Source organism: Kribbella sp. NPDC051620 (assembly GCF_044453825.1).
Lineage (GTDB): Bacteria > Actinomycetota > Actinomycetes > Propionibacteriales > Kribbellaceae > Kribbella.
Genome location: NZ_JBITDB010000003.1, coordinates 87,567 through 104,773 on the forward strand (window position 1 = coordinate 87,567; position 17,207 = coordinate 104,773).

At 68.1% G+C, this 17,207-nt stretch carries 12 protein-coding genes; 6 read left to right on the forward strand and 6 right to left on the reverse strand.

The features are described from left to right. Nucleotides 1–41 precede the first annotated feature (41 nt). From ACIA12_RS13480 to ACIA12_RS13490, 3 genes are read left to right on the forward strand one after another with little or no spacing between them, the layout of a single operon-like run. Nucleotides 42–1,685 carry an acyltransferase domain-containing protein gene (locus ACIA12_RS13480; protein ID WP_396367245.1) on the forward strand — a complete coding sequence of 548 codons (1,644 nt, stop codon included), beginning with the start codon at nucleotides 42–44 and terminating at the stop codon, nucleotides 1,683–1,685. Then, nucleotides 1,682–3,262, forward strand: coding sequence for a fatty acyl-AMP ligase (locus tag ACIA12_RS13485; RefSeq protein WP_396367246.1), 1,581 nt, complete (start codon nucleotides 1,682–1,684; stop codon nucleotides 3,260–3,262). The genes ACIA12_RS13480 and ACIA12_RS13485 overlap by 4 nt, the downstream gene beginning before the upstream one ends. Then, on the forward strand, nucleotides 3,255–4,079 hold the full coding sequence (locus ACIA12_RS13490) for a DUF3097 domain-containing protein (RefSeq protein WP_396367247.1): 825 nt from the start codon (nucleotides 3,255–3,257) through the stop codon (nucleotides 4,077–4,079). The genes ACIA12_RS13485 and ACIA12_RS13490 overlap by 8 nt, the downstream gene beginning before the upstream one ends. Here the strand turns inward: ACIA12_RS13490 and ACIA12_RS13495 are convergent. Continuing rightward, nucleotides 4,054–6,648 carry a DUF3376 domain-containing protein gene (locus ACIA12_RS13495; protein WP_396367248.1) on the reverse strand — a complete coding sequence of 865 codons (2,595 nt, stop codon included), beginning with the start codon at nucleotides 6,646–6,648 and terminating at the stop codon, nucleotides 4,054–4,056. The two genes, ACIA12_RS13490 and ACIA12_RS13495, sit on opposite strands and share 26 nt — an antisense overlap. 135 nt (nucleotides 6,649–6,783) lie before the next feature. Here ACIA12_RS13495 and ACIA12_RS13500 point away from each other — a divergent pair, with 135 nt between their 5' ends. Together ACIA12_RS13500 and ACIA12_RS13505 are read left to right on the forward strand one after the other, a co-directional pair. Then, the gene (locus ACIA12_RS13500; RefSeq protein WP_396367249.1) at nucleotides 6,784–7,359 is read left to right on the forward strand and encodes a hypothetical protein; all 576 of its coding nucleotides are present in this window, start codon (nucleotides 6,784–6,786) and stop codon (nucleotides 7,357–7,359) included. Continuing rightward, complete coding sequence (locus ACIA12_RS13505) at nucleotides 7,352–8,188, forward strand: hypothetical protein (RefSeq protein WP_396367250.1); 837 nt, start codon at nucleotides 7,352–7,354, stop codon at nucleotides 8,186–8,188. Before ACIA12_RS13500 ends, ACIA12_RS13505 begins: the two co-directional genes overlap by 8 nt. Nucleotides 8,189–8,192: 4 nt before the next feature. Here the strand turns inward: ACIA12_RS13505 and ACIA12_RS13510 are convergent, their stop codons facing one another. From ACIA12_RS13510 to hemW, 3 genes are all read right to left on the reverse strand, one after another. Next, nucleotides 8,193–9,209, reverse strand: a complete 1,017-nt coding sequence (locus tag ACIA12_RS13510; protein ID WP_396367251.1) for a LacI family DNA-binding transcriptional regulator — start codon at nucleotides 9,207–9,209, stop codon at nucleotides 8,193–8,195. Between the two features lie 108 nt (nucleotides 9,210–9,317). After that, nucleotides 9,318–10,646, reverse strand: coding sequence for an extracellular solute-binding protein (locus tag ACIA12_RS13515; RefSeq protein WP_396367252.1), 1,329 nt, complete (start codon nucleotides 10,644–10,646; stop codon nucleotides 9,318–9,320). Nucleotides 10,647–10,864: 218 nt separating this feature from the next. Continuing rightward, the gene (hemW, locus tag ACIA12_RS13520) at nucleotides 10,865–12,076 is read right to left on the reverse strand and encodes a radical SAM family heme chaperone HemW (protein ID WP_396367253.1); all 1,212 of its coding nucleotides are present in this window, start codon (nucleotides 12,074–12,076) and stop codon (nucleotides 10,865–10,867) included. Between the two features lie 87 nt (nucleotides 12,077–12,163). Here hemW and ACIA12_RS13525 point away from each other — a divergent pair, with 87 nt between their 5' ends. Beyond that, entirely contained in the window at nucleotides 12,164–14,179 is a 2,016-nt protein-coding gene (locus tag ACIA12_RS13525) for an MDR family MFS transporter (protein WP_396367254.1), read from the forward strand. A 317-nt stretch (nucleotides 14,180–14,496) separates the two neighbouring features. Here ACIA12_RS13525 and ACIA12_RS13530 read toward each other — a convergent pair whose 3' ends face one another. Continuing rightward, complete coding sequence (locus ACIA12_RS13530; protein ID WP_396367255.1) at nucleotides 14,497–15,099, reverse strand: helix-turn-helix domain-containing protein; 603 nt, start codon at nucleotides 15,097–15,099, stop codon at nucleotides 14,497–14,499. A 43-nt stretch (nucleotides 15,100–15,142) separates the two neighbouring features. Further along, nucleotides 15,143–17,191: a GMC oxidoreductase gene (locus ACIA12_RS13535; RefSeq protein WP_396367256.1), complete on the reverse strand. Its 2,049-nt coding sequence runs from the start codon at nucleotides 17,189–17,191 to the stop codon at nucleotides 15,143–15,145. Nucleotides 17,192–17,207 lie beyond the last annotated feature (16 nt).

Genomic DNA, 17,207 nt, shown 5'->3' on the forward strand with positions numbered 1-17,207 from the left:
CACCGCCGGCTCGCGAGCGATGACCTATCTTCGTTCGCGAGATGGCTATCAGCGAGCTCGACCTCAGACGTTTCCTGGTGGACCGGGTCGCCCGCGCCTGCGAGTTGCCGCCCGCGGACGTCGACGCCGACCGGCTGCTCGAGCAGTACGGCGTCGCCTCCCGGGATGCCGTCGCTGTCACGGGTGAGCTCGAGGAAGTCCTCGGCCGCCGCCTGGAGCCGTCGTCCGTCTGGCGCTACCCGACCATCAACCAACTGATCCGCGGCCTGCTGAGCCCGGCCGCACCCGACGGCGTTCCGATCAGCTCGCCAGACGCGCTGTCCGGCTCCGAGCTCGCAGTCATCGGGCTCGCCCGGCGGTCGCTCAAGTCGACCGCGAGCGGGCAGACGCTGCGTGAAGTCATCTGGGAGGCCCTCGAACACGCCGGGATGCCGCCGCGCGACCTCGACGGCGCCTCACTGTCCACGGCGATGTCCGATCTGCGCACCGGTGTCGTCGAGTTCGCGGTGGCAGTTTTGGACGGCCCGGCCTGCCAGGTCGTCGTCCTCAAACGCCTCGCCGACGCCGAACGCGACCACGACCAGGTACTTGCCCTATGCACCGACCCCCAGGGCGAACCTTCCGGCGACTTCTTCGAGGCGGTACTGACCGCCGACCGCGGCCTCACCCCCGACCTCCTCCCCTTCCCGGTCGGCGCAGCCATCTCCTGCCCCGAAGCCGTAGTACGCCGAACACATCCCGCTGCCCGCACCCCATCAACCGGCCCCACCCGGCTGCTGTTGTCGGACACCTCCCTCGACGCAATCCGCACCCACGCCGGACAACTCGCCACCTACCTGCGAACCAACCCCGCCACCAGCACCGCCGACCTAGCCCATACCCTCGCCCGCCGCCTCCCCCGCGGCCCCCTCCGAGCCGCCATCACCGGCCGCCACCCAGCCGACCTAACCGCCGCCCTAACATCCCTGGCCCAAGCCACCCCCCACCCCACCAACTTCGCCGCCGAAGCACTACCCACCCCACCCCAGCCGGTTTGGGTATTTCCCAGCCAGAGTTCCTCACCTACTGGATTGAGGGAGCTGGCTGAGAGCGTGCCTGGGTTTTTGGGGGTGCTGGTTGAGCTTGATGCGTTGATGGTTTGGGCTGCTGGTGTCTCGTTGCGGGAGGCAGTGCGGACGGACGTTGTGGCGGTGGGTGATGAGTTGCCGGTTGGGTTTGCGGTGCAGGTGGGGTTGGCGTTGGTTTGGCGGGAGTACGGGGTGGTGCCGGCGGCGATCGTGGCGGAGGGGTGTGGGGAGGTTGCAGCCGCGGTGGTTGCGGGTGCGTTGACCGCGACCGAGGGCGCCCGGGTGATCGCCGCGCTGGCCCGGACGCCGGATCAGCTCGGTCCGATGCTTGCCGATCTCGCTCCGGCGGAGGTCCGGCTGCCGTTCTACTCCTCGACCTCGACCGACGCGACGCCGTTCGGCGCGGAGTACTGGATCGCCACAACGAAGCCGAGCACCTCAATCGACGCTCTGCTCGACCGCGCCGCCGACGACGGACATCAGCGGTACATCGAGTTGACGGCCGACGCGCTCGCCTTCCACACCCAGCTCGCGATGCTCGAGGTGCTCGGCCTGCCGATCACCCCGCCGCCGGGTCGCGTCACCGACGTACCGGTCGCTCCCTGGCCGGGGTCATGACCACGATCGTCGACCTGGTCGCGCGGTGGGCCAGGGAGAAGCCTGACCAGCCTGCCTACACGTACGTCGACTATCGCGCCGACTCACGGACCACGCTGACGTGGGCTGAGGTCGACGGCCGTGCCCGCGCCGTCGCCGCGACCATCCGCAAAACTGCGCAGCCGGGCGATCGGGTCGCGGTCCTCTTGCCGCAGGGACTCGACTACCTCGTAGCTGTGCTCGGGTCCTTTTACGCGCGAACCATCGCGGTCCCGTTGTTCCCGCCGGATCTCCCGGGGCACCGCGCGCGGCTGGATGGTGTGCTTGCCGATTGTTCTCCGGTATGTGCGCTCACCACCACGGGCGCCTTGGAGGCCTGCAACGGGCTCGGTCTGCCGGTGATTGCCACCGACCAGCTCGGATCAATTGAGTGGGAACTGGAGGCGATCGATGGGGACGAGATCGCGTATCTCCAGTACACGTCGGGGTCGACCGGGTCGCCGGCTGGGGTGATGGTGTCGCATGCCAACCTGGTCGCCAACATCGGCCAGCTGATCGAGGCGTTCGCGTTCCGGCCGGGGCGGTCGATGACGGTGAGCTGGTTGCCGTTGTTCCACGACATGGGGTTGATGCTCGCGTTCGGCGTACCGATCCTGCACGGTGACCGGTCGGCGTTCACCGATCCGGTGGCGTTCCTGATGCGGCCGGCCCGCTGGTTCCAGCTCGCCGACGAGGCCCTGGACGTCTACACCGCGGCACCCAATTTCGCCTACGACCACTGCGTCCAGCGGATCACGGACAAGTCCAACCTCGACCTGACCCGCTACAAGGCGTTCCTCAACGGCGCCGAACCGATCCGACCGGCAACCCTCACGGCCTTCACCGATGCCTTCCGCGATCACGGCTTCAACCCGACCTCTCACGTCCCGGCGTACGGTCTGGCCGAAGCCGTCGTTTTCGTCGCCAGCGCCCCCATCGACGCCGAGCCCACCATCGCAACCTTCGGCAGCACCGAGCTGGTCTCCTGCGGCCCACCCCGCGGCCAAACAGTCGTGATCGCCGACCCAGACGGCAACCCACTCCCCCCGGGCCAGATCGGTGAGATCTGCATCGCCGGCCCGAACGTCGCCCGCGGCTACTGGTCCGACCCCGCCCGTACCGAACAAACCTTCAACGCCACCCTCACCGATGGCACCGGCCCCTGGCTCCGTACCGGCGATCTCGGCACCCTGTACGCCGGTGAGCTCTACCTCACCGGCCGCCTCAAGGACCTGATCATCATCGACGGCCGCAACCACCACCCCCAAGACCTCGAAGCCACCATCCACAAAACCCACCCAGCCCTGAAACCCGGCCGGGTGGTCGCCTTCTCCATCCCCTCCCCAGACTCCGAGCACCTGATCGTCGTCGTCGAACACATCACCCCCGACGACCCCACCGACTCCATCCGCGCCGCCGTCAAACGCCACCACGACCTCCGCGTCCACGACGTCGTCCTCACCCAGCGAGGCACCATCCACAAAACCTCCAGCGGCAAACTCGCCCGCCACCCAACCCGCGCCTGGTACCTGAACCAGTTAGGTTTGGACGGTGGCTGATCGGTATGGGCGGGACGTGCTGGCTGGGGATTGGCGGAAGCCCAAGAACGGGCGGACCGTCGATCTGGTGATCGAGAAGGGGCTGGTGGTCGAGGAACCCAGTTCCGGGTACGTCGGGGCCGTGGTGCGATGGGAGCACGGCGTGGTCGATCTCGAGGACCGGCACGGAAAGATCAAGACGTACCCGCTCGGCCCCGGGTTCTGGGTGGACGGCAAGCCGGTCAACCTGATCGCGCCCAAGAAGGCCGCCCCGGCCAAGAAGACGCACACCGCCTCGGGATCCGTCGCCGTCTCGAACGTGCGGGCCAAGGTCGCGCGGGCGAGCCGGATCTACGTCGAGGGCCGGCACGACGCCGAGCTGGTCGAGCGGGTCTGGGGTGACGACCTGCGGATCGAGAGCGTCGTCGTCGAGTACATGGAAGGCATCGACGACCTGCCGGCCATCGTCAGCCGGTTCCGTCCCGGTCCCGGCCGGCGCCTGGGCGTCCTGGTCGACCACCTGGTCGAGGGCTCGAAGGAGTCGAGGATCGCCGCCGAGATCAACAACCGGGACGTCCTGGTCGTCGGCCACCCGTATATCGACATCTGGGAAGCGATCAAGCCGTCGTCGGTCGGCATCGCCGCCTGGCCGAAGATCCCGCGCGGTCAGGAGTGGAAGAAGGGCGTGCTGGAGACCTTCGGCTGGCCGGCCACCGACCAGGCCGACGTCGCCGCCGCCTGGAAGCACATCCTGTCCAAGGTCCGCAGCTACGCCGATCTCGAGCCGGAGCTGCTCGGCCGGGTCGAGGAGCTCATCGATTTCGTGACGCAGGACTGATCGCCGGCACCCGTTCCTCGATCCAGCCCCGGATCCGCCGCCGCAACCGCCGGATGAGCAGCGACCCCACGAAGAACGCCACCGCAAGGGTCAGCAACACGCCCGCCAGCACCCCCGCGACAACCCGCACCGCAGCGAGATCGACCACGCCCGCCGCAACGAGCAACACGACCGCAGCCCCCAGCAAGGCCGCAGGCAGCCACCGCTGGAAGATCAACGGCCGTCGCGCCGGTGTCAGGTCCGGATTTTTGACCAGCCGATGCCAGAGACTGAACCGGGCCGGCTCCGTGAACCACCGAGCGACCTGCAGCGCCCAGGTATCCGGCTTGTACTTCCGTCCCGCCATCGACTTGACCCAGTGCCCGACCGCCGGCCCCAGCCCGCCCGACACCTCGACCATCCGGTCGGCCAGTCCCCTGGTCGTCTCGATGCCCTCCCGACTCGTATTGAGCTCGTTCCGCATCGTCGTGAGCGCACCCAACCCCGCATCGACCGGGAAGTCGTGCGCCAGCCGCTGGACCCGCTCAGCGACGTCGTCCAGCTTCCACTCCTCGGCCTCCAGCACCAGCCGCTGGGTTTCGCGGATCCAGTCCGGCTCAGCACCGAGCATCGCGCCGAGATGGGCGACGCAGTGCAGCCGGCCCATCAGCCAGTCCCAGCGCCGCCAGTCCGCCGCCCCGAAGGCACCGAAATGGCTCACCTGCGTCCCGTACAGGATCCGTTCCTTGAGGTCGTTCGCGATCGACCCCGCGGTCACCGAGTCGAGCAGGGTGAGCGGGATGTCCGGCCCCAGCCGCAAGAACTTGAACGGCGCGCTGCGCTGCTGCGGCGTCCGCGCCGACGTGCACCGCGAGACGATCTCCACCTCGAGCGCCGTCTCCACCACCTCGGCACCGACGACGGAGATCAGCGCCGCGAACTCGTCGCCCAGCGCCCGCTGCACCTGCAGCGTCTCGAAGATGTCGTTCAGCGCGACCGCGACTGCCTCCGCTCCGCCGGCCGGCTGCAGATCCAGATCCGCCTCGGCCAGCTCCTCCGACAACGCGTCCCGAACGGCCTGTACCTTCTGCAGGCTGTCGCTCGTCGCCTTCAACCGCCGCTCCAGCTCCGCCCGCTGCTCGCGCGGCGCACTGTCGATCTTGGTCCGCAGCGACCGCAGTACCAACCGGACGACCCGCTCGGCCGCGCCGGTTCCCCAAGCCCAGCAAGGGTTCCCGGCAAAATCCTTCACCACCGGCGCGATCGAACCATCGGGCGCCGGCACCCACGGATGATCGGTGCCGAGGATGTCGTCGATCTCCGTCTCGGACAGAGCCGTCGCCGCATCCAGCACGGTCGACTGGTCATGCGTCGCGATGGTGACCGCCTCCCAGACGCCACCAGCAGCACGGCCACGCGCGTACGCCGGCTGCAGCAACCCGGCCGCCTGCCGCAACCGGTCCCGCTCATCTTGTTGCTCGATGCAACGATCGAAGAGCCGCTGCGAGTCCGACCAGGACGCGTCGGCCTCCAGCAGCAACCGTTCGAGCTGCTCCACGTCGGACCGGAAGTCCACCTCACGCGGGAACTTCACCGCTGACATCGCCGAGACCCGCCAGTTCGGTTCGCTCGCGTCGGTCAGCCGGGTCTCGGCCGCGGTACCGATTCCGGCCGACGGTACGACGTACAGCACATACCGGCTCGCTCGTCCGGTGACCGGCCGCCGCGCGACGACGTCCAGCACCGGCCCGAACGGCGCGTTGTCCAGCACCCCACCGTCGACCAGCCAGGTGCCCGACTTCGCCTGCGTCGGCTGGACTCGCGGTGGCGCGGCAGCCATCTTCGGCGTCTCCAGCACCGGCCCGAACGCGGCCGGGAACGACGCCGACGCGCGCGCCGCCCGGGCGAGCAGCTCCGTGTCCCGCAACCCGTTCTTCGGATCCACCGAGAACGACCGCTTGGCACCGTCGTAGACGGCAGCCTTCTCGCTGGTGAAGCAGAACAGGTACCGATGATCCGGTACGACGAACGCCTGACCCGCCGCGTCCTTCGCCTCGAACTGCTGCACCCCGAGTCCGGACGCCGTGACGAACAGCGTGACCGGGTCGGCCGCCGTCGGCTTGCCGGCCTTCGCGACCCCATCGAGCAGACTCTTCAGCTCCTTGAGGAAGTACTTCCCGTCCAGCACCGACGTCGACGCGACCCCGAACGCAGGCACCAGCTTGCCCACCTCGAGCGACCCAAGCCCCACCCAGCGCTGCCGAAGCCAAGGCCCGCGCTCGTCGTCGGCACCGGGTGGATCGAGCGTCGACCCGTGCGAGATGGCCGTCGCGAGCAACGACCCGTTCAGTCCGCCTGCGCTGGTACCGGCGATGACGTCGACCACGACTCTGCGACGCTCACCACCACGACGGCACAGCTCGCGCCACCGGCTCGCGAGCTGCTCGTCGTAAGCCTGTGATTTCGGCGCCCCGGCCGTGCCGGACGCCCGCCGGATCAGGTCCAGCTCGTGCGTGACTCCACCCATCCAGACCGCCAGGCTGACGCCACCGTTGAGCACCAGCGCGATCCGGATCTCATGATCGGACATGGATCCCCCCTTGTCTGTTCGTAGATCTACCACGATCACAACGCCCTTCGACAGAGCGGGAAACCACGAACTGTTGTCGCGCGGTGCCCTAAAGCGCATGCTGAGGGCAAGGGCCGACTTGGGGGTGGTCGTGTCATGACCCTTGTGCGTTCGCTGGTGACGTGGTGCCTGCTTCTGTTGCTGATCGGCTGTGGTGGCAGCGGTTCGAGTGACGACCCGATCACCTTCGACACGGACAGCCCGGCCGCGAGCCAGCCCAGCGAGCCATCGGTCGAGCCCACCGATCCGGAGACCGCCCAGCCGAGCCGGCAGAAGCCGTCGATCGAGATCGCGTCGGCGCCGATCGGCGGCAACGTCGAGACGACCGAGAACGGCTATCAGTGCGCCGAGGTCAACTGGCTCGGCCGCAACCCGATCCCGGACGGTACGACGATCCAGGTCGGCTCGCCGCATCTCGAACCAGGCGGCGTCTTCGAACTGGACCAGACCGGCTGCGGTGACAAGTCGCCACCGTGCGGCACCGACCTCGTCTGGCAGTCGAACACCTTCAAGCCGTGCTTCGTCGGCGTCCGGCAGATCGCCGACGGCAACGCCGTCCAGCTGATCCTGTCGGCGTCCGCCGAGTGCGCGACCGAGGCCGACTGCGAGTCCCTGCAGGGCCAGGTGCCGGGCAGCCAGATCTCCTTCACCCCTGGTCCGCCGAGTGGCTGACGAACAGTCCCAGCTCGAGCGCTGGGTGACCTTCGCGACCCGCATCGTCGCGCCGGTGACACTGATCAGCGGGTTGCTCTTCTACTTCGGCTACGTGTCCGCTCGCGCGCAGTACGAGTACTTCGGGATCGACGTCGACACGATCGGCCTGCGCACCCAGGACTACGTGATGCGCAGCCCCCAGCCGCTGCTCGTCCCCCTGCTCGGCATCACCCTGCTCGCCGTCGCCGGACTCCTGCTGCACAACGCGATCCAGCCGACCGCCACCACCATCCGGCGCGCCAAGATCGTCACGATCGCGCTCCTGCTCCTCGGCGTCGTCGGCCTGATCGGCTATCCCCTGCTCGGCCACCTCCCGTACTACGCCCTGGTGGTACCGGCGGTGATCGGGCTGTCCGCGGCGACGTTGGCCTACCTCTCGTACTTCGATCGCAAAGCGGCCGGGCTCACCCCGCAGTACATGCTGCTCGGACTGCTCGCCGTCGTCACCACCACCTGCGCGTTCTGGGCGACGGCGACGACAGCGCAGTACTCCGGACGCGGCCTGGCGAAGGCGGACGCGCAGAACCTCAAGCAGTTCCCCGTCGTCATCCTCGACACCAAGGAGCGCCTGCAACTGCGCTCACCCGGAATCGAGGAGACCACGCTCCGGACCGCCGGCACCGAGCAAACCTTCAACTACCGGTACCGCGGGTTGCGGCTGCTGGTGGTCGGGCAGAACCGGCTGTTCCTGGTCCCGCAGCAATGGAACGCATCCAACACGACCCTCGTCGTACCGCTCGACGGATCCATCCGAGTGCAGTTCCAGTTCCAGAACGACCCGCCGTGATGCTTTACGCGGATCCGCGGATGATCAGTTCGGTGTCGTAGATCTCCGGGCTGGTCAGGTCGGCGCCGGCGAGTTTGGCCAGGAGCATCTCGGCCAGCCGGGCGCCGAGCTTTTCGACCGGCTGGCGCACGGTGGTCAGCATCGGCGTGGTCGTCGTCGCCACCACGGAATCGTCGAACCCGACCACCGCGACATCCTCGGGCACCCGCTTGCCGAGCTGGGACAGCACCCGCAGGGTCGCCGTGGCCATCAGGTCGTTGGCGACGAAGATCCCGTCGAGCTCCGGATGCTGGTCGAGCAGCCGCAGCGTCGCCTGCTCGCCACCGTCGGCGGTGAAGTCGCCATAGGCAACGGCCTGCTCGATCCCCGCCTCCTTCATGGCTTCCTGGTAGCCGGTCAGCCGGTCGAGGCCGGCCGTCATGTCGAGCGGGCCTGCGACCGTACCGAGCTTGCGGCGCCCCTTCGACAACAGGTACTCGACCGCGGTCCGGGCCCCGGCGACGTTGTCGACGTCGACACTCGCGACCGGTACCTCGACGCCGAGCGGCCGCGCGCTGAACACGATCGGCAGCGGCAACTGGGCGAGCTCCTGCAGCACGTTGTCGCGGCCGTGGTGGCTGACGATGATCGCGCCGTCCACGTGCCCGCCGCGCAGGTACCGCAGCAACCGCTGGTCGTCACCCTCGGCGGGCTCGATCAGCAGCACGAGCTGCGACGAGGTCGGCGCCAGGGTCATGCTGATCCCGCGCAGGATGCCGGCGAAGAACGGGTCCGAGAACACCCGGCTGTCCGGCTCCGGCACGACCAGCGCGACCGAATCCGTCCGGCGCGTCACCAGCGCGCGAGCGGCCCGGTTCGGCACGTACCCGAGCTCGCCGATCGCCCGCTCGACCGCCGCCACCGTCTCCGGCAGCACCTTCGGCGATCCGTTCACCACCCGGGAGACGGTCGCGCGCGAGACCCCGGCCAGCGCAGCCACCTGCTCCAGCGTCGGAGATCCACTGCCCAGACCACCGTGCATCGACTACGGACCTCCCCCGGCTGATTCTGACCTTGCCACCGTAGTACCAATCGGGGCCCGGCCGCCGGAAACACCGCCGTACCGGCCGGGGCGGTCTGCGGATCCGGCCTAACCGCCCTTGCGGGTGTTGGCGGCCTTGTCCGCGTCGCGCAGCGCCTGCTTCCAGGCGTCGTCGGGTTTCTGCTTGCCGGCGTCGACCCGGGCCAGCGCGTCGGTGAAGACCGTGTTGACCTCGCCCTCGCGCGGGCCCTTGTGCTGTTTGAGGATCACGCTCTTGGCCCGGTCGATGAAGATCTTGCCGGTCGGCGCGTTGTTGAAGTAGGCGTTCACCTGGCTCTTCACCTGCGGCGCCTCGTAGGCGTCCAGGGTGGAGGGGAACGAGCCGATCTTCTTGAAGACCTTGATCTGCTGCTCCGGCGCGGTCAGCCAGGCGGCCAGCTTGGCCGCCTCGGCCGGGTTGGCCGACTGCTTCGGGATGGTCAGGTACGACCCGCCCCAGTTGCCACCGCCGCCGGGGAACACGTCGGCGACGTCCCACTTGCCCTTGCCGAACGTCCCGGCGTTGTCCTGGATCACGCCGAGCAGCCAGCCCGGGCAGGCCATCGTCGCGAACGCGTCGCTGCGGAAGGCCTTGGTCCACGGGTCGCTCCAGGCCGGCAGCTTGGCCGACAAACCATCCTGGTAGCCCTCGACGATCTGGTCCCAGGTCTGCTTCAGCAACGGGTTCTCGTCACCCAGGTACCGGTCGTTGTTGGAGTAGTAGGCCTCGATCAGCTGGTTGCGCATCGCCTCCCAGGCCAGCACCGAGGAGTCGTACCAGGCCGAGCCCGGCACCTTGGCCTTGAACCTGCGGCCGGTGGCGAAGTACGAGTTCCAGTCCGGGAACAGCTTGGCGACCTGGGCCCGGTCGGTCGGCAGGCCGGCCTTGGCGAACAGATCCTTGCGATAGCAGATCGCCTCCGGACCGATGTCGGTGCCGTAGCCGATGATCTTGCCGTCGGCGGTGGTCGCGCCCGCGACCTTCCAGTCCAGCCAGCGGTCGCCGAGGTCGTTGGCCCCGTAGTCGCGCAGGTCGACGAACTTGTCGGCCTTGGCCAGGTAGTTGTAGATCCAGCCGATCTCCATCGCCTCGATGTCGGCCAGCCCGGAACCGGCGGCCAGGTTCGTGTCGAGGTTCTTGATGTGCTCGTCGACCGTCTTGGCCCGGCGCGGGGTGATCTTGATGTTCGGGTGCTCGGCCTCGTACTCGGCGTACAGGTCGTCGTAACCGAACTCGTTGAACGTCGCGATGGTCAGCTCGATCTTCGCGCCGTCGTCGCCGGAGCCGGAATCCGAGGAGGAGGACTGCTGGTCGCTTCCGCCGCAGGCGGACGCGAGCAGGGTGAGGCTGCAGGCGAGGGCCACTACGGCACTGCGTTGGCGGGCGCTGGGCCGCATGGGAAATGCTCCCTGTTACAGAGGACGGGTTGAGAGCGCTTTCGGTGAGGGAAAGTGGAATGAGTTTCGAGCGTTTCAACTGACTGTGTCAAGGACCACATCGTTACGCTGAGACATGACCGGGCATTGGTCAGTACATACCCGTCGCAAATGTCACGGACCGAACCACACCGGTGACGGATCGCTGCTTTTCCTGGCCTTTTCCCGGCCCTGCCGGGTTACGGCAACAGGTCACGAACCACGGCGTCGGCCAGCAGCCGGCCACGCCGAGTGAGTACCAAGCGGTCGTTTTTCTCGGTCAGCAGGTCGTTGCCCACCGCATCCTTCACGGCCTGCCGGCCGGCCTCGTCCAGGACGTCCGGCGGCAGCCCGTCGGCCAGCCGGATCTCCAGCAGCACCCGCTCGACCCGGCGCGTCTCGGCATCCAGGGTCTCCCGCGCGTACGCCGGGCTGTCACCGGCCGCGAGCCGTTCGGCGTACGCGGTGGGGTGCTTGACGTTCCACCAGCGGACTCCGCCGACGTGGCTGTGGGCGCCGGGGCCGATCCCCCACCAGGTGTCGCCACGCCAGTACAGCTCGTTGTGGCGGCAGCGGGCTTCGGGAGTACGGGCCCAGTTGGAGACCTCGTACCAGCCGAGGCCGGCCGCGGTGAGCAGCTCGTCGGCCAACACGTACTTGTCCGCGAGATCGTCGTCGTCGGGCATCGGCAACTCGCCGCGGCGTACCCGCCGGGCCAACTGGGTGCCGTCCTCCACGATCAGCGCATAGGCGCTGACATGGTCTGGTTCGGCGGACAACGCGGACTCCAGCGACCGGCGCCAGTCGTCGAGGGATTCGCCCGGAGTGCCGTAGATCAGGTCGAGGTTGACGTGCTCGAACCCGGCGGCGGTCGCCTCTTTGGCCGCTTCGAGCGCGCGGCCGGGCGTGTGCAAGCGGTCGAGGATCTGGAGCACGTGCGGGGTCGCGCTCTGCATGCCGAAGGAGACCCGGTTGAAGCCCGCTTCGCGGATCGCGGCCAGGTACGCCGGATCGACGGACTCGGGATTCGCCTCGGTCGTCACCTCGGCGCCGGGGGCCAGCCCGAACTCGTCCCGCACGGCGGCCAGCATCCGGCCCAGGTCCTCGGCCGGGAGCAGGGTCGGCGTACCGCCGCCGAAGAAGACCGTGTCGACCGGCCGGTCCAGGTCGCCGAGCACCTTGCGCGCCAGCCGGACCTCGGCCACCGCGGTCTCGGCGTACGACGCCTGCGAACCACCGCCGCCGAGCTCCTTGGCGGTGTAGGTGTTGAAGTCGCAGTATCCGCAGCGCGCGGCGCAGAACGGGACGTGCAGATAGAACCCGAAAGGTCTGGTGGCCGCCTCTTGCAGGGAAGGCTCCGGCAGCGACCCGTCCCGGGGCGCAACCTCCCCCTCGGGCAGTGTCGATGGCACCTGTCCATCGTACGGGCCGGAAATTCTGAGACCCGATCGCGGTGATTCCGTGGTAGCACTCCGTCATCGAGTCGCTACATTCAGCTCATGGAGACCGAGGCCCAGCCCGTCGGAAAGGCCACCCAGAACGCCGTGGTGGTCGCGATCATGCTCGGAATGCTGCTCGCGGCCCTCGACCAGACGATCGTGGCGACCGCGTTGCCGACCATCGTCAGCGATCTCGGCGGCGCCAACCACCTGTCCTGGGTGGTGACGGCGTACCTGCTGGCCGAGACCATCATGACGGCGCTGGTCGGCAAGTTCGGCGACCTGTACGGGCGCAAACCGATGTTCCTGATCAGCGTCGTGCTGTTCCTGGCCGGGTCCGCGCTGTGCGGAATGGCGAACGACATGCTCTGGCTGGTCGGGTCGCGGGCGATCCAGGGGCTCGGCGCCGGCGGCCTGATGGTGACCGCGACGGCGGTGATCGCGGACGTCGTGCCGTTGAGCGAGCGCGGGAAGTACCAGGGCTTCATCGGTTCGGTCTTCGGCGTCTCCACGGTGGCCGGGCCGCTGCTCGGCGGGCTGTTCGTCGACCAACTGAGCTGGCGGTGGGCGTTCTACGTGAACCTGCCGCTGGGCGTCATCGTGCTGATCGTCGCGGCCATCACGCTGCCGTCGGTGAAGGCCGCGGTGAAACCGGCGATCGACTATGCGGGCATCCTGCTGATCGGGTTGGCCGCGACCGGGCTGACTCTGGTGACCACGTGGGGCGGGAACGAGTACGACTGGCTGTCGCCGACGATCATCGCGATGACGTTCGGGTCGCTGATCGCGCTCGGGCTCTTCATCCTGGTCGAGTTGCGGGCGGCCGAGCCGTTGCTGCCGATGCGGTTGTTCAGGTCCGGGGTGTTCTCGGTGTGTGCGTTGCTGAGCTTCATCATCGGGTTCGCGATGCTGGGCGGGGTCACGTTCCTGCCGACGTACCTGCAGTACGTGCACGGGGCGTCGGCGACGGATTCCGGGCTGCAGATGCTGCCGCTGGTGATCGGGTTGCTGGTCGCGTCGATCGCGGTCGGCACGATCATCAGCAAGACCGGGCGGTACCGGATCTTCCCGATCATCGGGACGGTGCTGATCGCGGGTGGGCTCTACCTGCTGTCGCTGATGACCAACCAGACGGCGTACCTGACCACGGCGGGCTTCATGGTCGTCCTGGGGCTCGGGGTCGGGCTCTGTATGCCGGTGCCGACGGTGGTCGTGCAGAGCACCGTCGACTATGCGGATCTCGGGGTCGCGACCTCTGGGGTGAGCTTCCTGCGGACGATGGGCAGCTCCTTCGGGGTGGCCGTCTTCGGGTCTTTCTATGCGTCGACGCTGCCGGACAAGCTGGCCGGCGCGATTCCTCCCGGCGTCGATCCGCGGCTGGCAGCATCGGTGGATGGTGTGCGCAATCTGCCCGAGGCGGCTCGCGAACCGATCACCGCGGCGTACGCCGACGCGTTGCATGTGGTGTTCCTGGCGGCGGTACCGGTTGCCGTGGTGGGGTTGCTCGTTGCCCTGCTGCTGAAGGAGGTTCCGCTCCGCGACACCGCGCGAGTCGCGGCCGGCGGCAACTCCGGCGTCGGCGACAGCTTCGCCGCACCGGCGTCCTTCGACTCGGAACACGAGTTGCAGAAGCTGTTCGCCCTGGTCGTCCAGAACCACAAACGCAACCCCGGCCCCGAAGTACTCGCCGAGTCCGGCATCCCACTCTCGATCGCCCAAGCCTGGATGATCATGCGGGTCTTCCGCGGCGGCGCCGAAAGCGGCTCCGCCACCCTGCAGGAGATCACCGGCGACCTCAAGGTCCCACCAGGCGTCTTCGAACCCCTGGCCACCCAGCTGGTCTCCGACGGCTATCTCTCCGAAACCCTCGGCCACTACCGCTTCACCCAGCCCGGCCTCGAACTCTTCCAGCGCTTCGTAGGCGCCTACCGAACCTGGATCCTCACCCGCCTCGAAGACTGGGACCCCGACAACGCCCCCGCCTTCTCCACCGCCGTAGACCGAATCGCCGAACAAATGATCGACCGAGGCCAATCCCTGACCACCGGCAAACACACAGCCCTCATCGACGCCTAGAGCTCCACGCAGCCTCGACGTCACTTATGGCCAAAGCATCCCGACGAGACTCCGGCACCACAGCAGCATGTCGTCGTAGCCACCGTGAATCTCCAACTTCATGGCCAGCAGCGCTTCCGGAGTCGCGACCTCGATGCGCAGCCCGGCACGAATCGGTGCATTGACCACAGCGGCGGCCCGAGCTGTAGTTCAACGCGATGGCCGCGCCACCCACGACTTACATCGCCGCGGCCACGCCTCGCCCAGCGAGTTCCATTTCGAGCAGATCAAGAAGTCGTCGGATCTCGGGTGCGGTGAAGTCGTCTGCCATCAGTGTTCTACGCGGTCTTCAGATCGTGTTCGGAGATGAAGATTCCGCGCTCGGCGAGCCATGGCGGGGTGTTCTTCCTGGTCCAGTCGGCACCGCGGCGGGCGTTGGGATGGAGCCACGGCTTCTTCAACCTGACGTCCCGGGCCCACTCCGGAGTACGACGCTCGTCGTACGACGAGAACTCGTGTCCGATCAACGCAGCGAGCAATGTCTCGAAGCGCGGATCTGCGATCTCGCGGCTCCGGAGCAGCCACGCGTCACTACCCATTTCATGATTGCGCAGCTGGTAGGCCAGTTGATCGCGTGCCTGCAAGACCAACTTGAACGCCCACTGCTCGTCACCCTCAGCCAGGGTCGCGTTGATCTCGTCGATCGTCCGGTCCGGCGTCATCCAGCCATGGGCACGGCTGCTCTTGAGTGCCCGCCCGGCGCGCAGAGCGCGTTGGTACAGAGCGGCTGACGGAATCGTCCGGCCGCTGAGATAGGCGGACAGTCGAGGCCGCGACGTCCCCAGCAGGCGGGCAAACGCCTCCTGGGTCAGCCCCGCGTCGGCCAGCGCCAACCGCATGTCGTCTGCGATCTGCGCCCGCTCGTAGTCAGCAACATCCACTTCTCGACGGTATCAAATTCGATACGCTACGCCAAGGAGCGAGCTAGCGGTGGGTGAGCCGGGTGGTGATTCGCAGGGAGTTGGCGAGGATGGTGAGCACTGGGTTCACGCCGCCGTTGGTGGGGTGGAGGGAGGCGTCGGCTACGTAGACGTTGTGGTGGGTCCAGAGGCGGCCGTTGGGATCGGTGACGGAGTGGGTGGGGTCGGTGCCCATTCGGCAGGAGCCTGCTTGGTGCTGGCCGACGCTGGCTTGGGTGGGGTTGGCGGGCGCGGAGACGGCAGTACGGGTGGCGCCGGCCTCGAGGAGCCACTCGCGGGCCTTTGCGCTCATGAACGCCTGGGCGCGGAGGTCCTCGGGATGGATCGAGCCGCTGATGCGGGCGACGGGGAGGCCGAAGCGGTCAGTGATCGCAGGATCCAGCTGGACTCTCGAGTTCGGTGAGGTGACTTGCTGGATCGGGCCGACGACGCGCATCATCCGGCGGGCCTCGTGGCGCATCGCTTGTTTGCTCTCGATGCCCGTACGCGGGATGAGGCCGGCCGAGGTCAGGTAGTCGTACGTCGCGGCAGGCGTCGGGACGAACTCGTTCGCCAGCATGCCACCACCGATGATGCCCTCGTTGCCGTGCCGGAAGTCGCAGGTCGCGATCGACACTCCTGGGCCGAGCAGGTCGGACACTTCGTCTTCGAACAGACCGATGGCGCCCGCATAAACGTGCGCCTGGAGATAGCGGCCGACCTGGTCGTGGTTGTTGCCGATTCCCTGTGGCTCAAGGGGATGCGCGCTGTTGAGAAGCAACCGCGGAGTCTCGGTGGCGCCCGCTGCGAGGACGACCTCGGCGCAGTCGACGGTACGCCGCCAGACCTGACCGTTGTCGATGGCAACCAGCTCGACGCCGGCGACCCGGCCTCCATCATCAGTCACCAGGCGCGACGCGGTCGTGTTCGTGACGAGTGTGCACAGGCCGGTCGCCAGCGCGGCCGGCAGCGCCGTGTTGTGCGTACCCGACTTGGCCTCGACCGGACAGGCAAAGCCGACACATTGCCCACACCGCGCACATCCCGGCCGCCCCTGATACTCCACCGAGTTGATCAGCAGCGGTACGTCGAGCGTCCCCCACCCCAACCGATCCGCCGCGGCGGCCAGCAATCGCGCCGGCTCGGTCCGCGGCAGGGGCGGCATCGGCAACGGAACCGACCGCGCGTCATGCCACGGATCCACCCCGCCGCCACTCACCCCGAACCGATGCTCAGCCAGGCTGTAGTACGGCTCCAACTCGGCGTACGTGATCGGCCAATCGACCAACCCACTTCCCTCCGGTACGCCGTACGCGCTAGCCATCCCGAAGTCGAGCGGCACAAACCGCCAAGCCTGTGCCCCATAGACCCGAGTACCACCGCCAACCGTGAAGGCATTGTTCCCCCACCCACCATCAGGCGGCAGCACCATCCTCGCCACCCCATCGACAACCGAGACCCGCGGCCGCCCCGCCGGATCAGGATCAGTCGGCGCCGGAAGCCCCGCGACCGACCGTGGATTGCGAAGATGATCAGCAGCCAACCCAGCGGTCGACGGATAGCCACCCATCTCCACCACCAGCACCGACCGCCCCGACTCCGCGAGCACCTGCGCGGCAGTACCGCCACCAGCCCCCGATCCGATGACCACACAGTCATACCGATCAGCAATCCCCGCCCGCGGCGTCACTGCAAGCTCCGTCGACCTCGCGTCCATCGCGCCGCCGGCATCAGGCCGCCACCCGAGCATCGGCCAACTCCCCGGCGAGGAGTAATACCCCTGCGCAAACAGCCGGAGCAGCCATGCAACGTCGGCATCGGCGAGCACGCGCTCCAGCCCCCCGCCCACCGAAGCGGCGCCGACGACGGGAGGCCTAGCTGTGGCCACTACATTCAGGGCGCGATCGACCCGCGAACGCCAGTCGGGGCGGTCCTCGGCGAGCACGCGCTCGATGAAGGCGACAGCCCCCGCGTCGGCGGCCGAAGGGTAGCCATCCCGCGGGACCGCCAGGTCTGCCACCTGGGCGAGCAGCGAGCGCTGGTACTCGATGATCTGGACGGCGATGTCATCCATGCCCAAGGAACTTACC

What these genes read in the sequence shown, in the direction of transcription:
- ACIA12_RS13525 (WP_396367254.1), top strand. Translation starts at nt 12,164, where the DNA reads ATGGAGACCGAGGCCCAGCCCGTCGGAAAGGCCACCCAGAACGCCGTG.
- ACIA12_RS13515 (WP_396367252.1), bottom strand. Translation starts at nt 10,646, where the DNA reads ATGCGGCCCAGCGCCCGCCAACGCAGTGCCGTAGTGGCCCTCGCCTGC.
- ACIA12_RS13535 (WP_396367256.1), bottom strand. Translation starts at nt 17,191, where the DNA reads ATGGATGACATCGCCGTCCAGATCATCGAGTACCAGCGCTCGCTGCTC.
- ACIA12_RS13495 (WP_396367248.1), bottom strand. Translation starts at nt 6,648, where the DNA reads ATGTCCGATCATGAGATCCGGATCGCGCTGGTGCTCAACGGTGGCGTC.
- ACIA12_RS13500 (WP_396367249.1), top strand. Translation starts at nt 6,784, where the DNA reads ATGACCCTTGTGCGTTCGCTGGTGACGTGGTGCCTGCTTCTGTTGCTG.
- ACIA12_RS13510 (WP_396367251.1), bottom strand. Translation starts at nt 9,209, where the DNA reads ATGCACGGTGGTCTGGGCAGTGGATCTCCGACGCTGGAGCAGGTGGCT.
- ACIA12_RS13480 (WP_396367245.1), top strand. Translation starts at nt 42, where the DNA reads ATGGCTATCAGCGAGCTCGACCTCAGACGTTTCCTGGTGGACCGGGTC.
- ACIA12_RS13485 (WP_396367246.1), top strand. Translation starts at nt 1,682, where the DNA reads ATGACCACGATCGTCGACCTGGTCGCGCGGTGGGCCAGGGAGAAGCCT.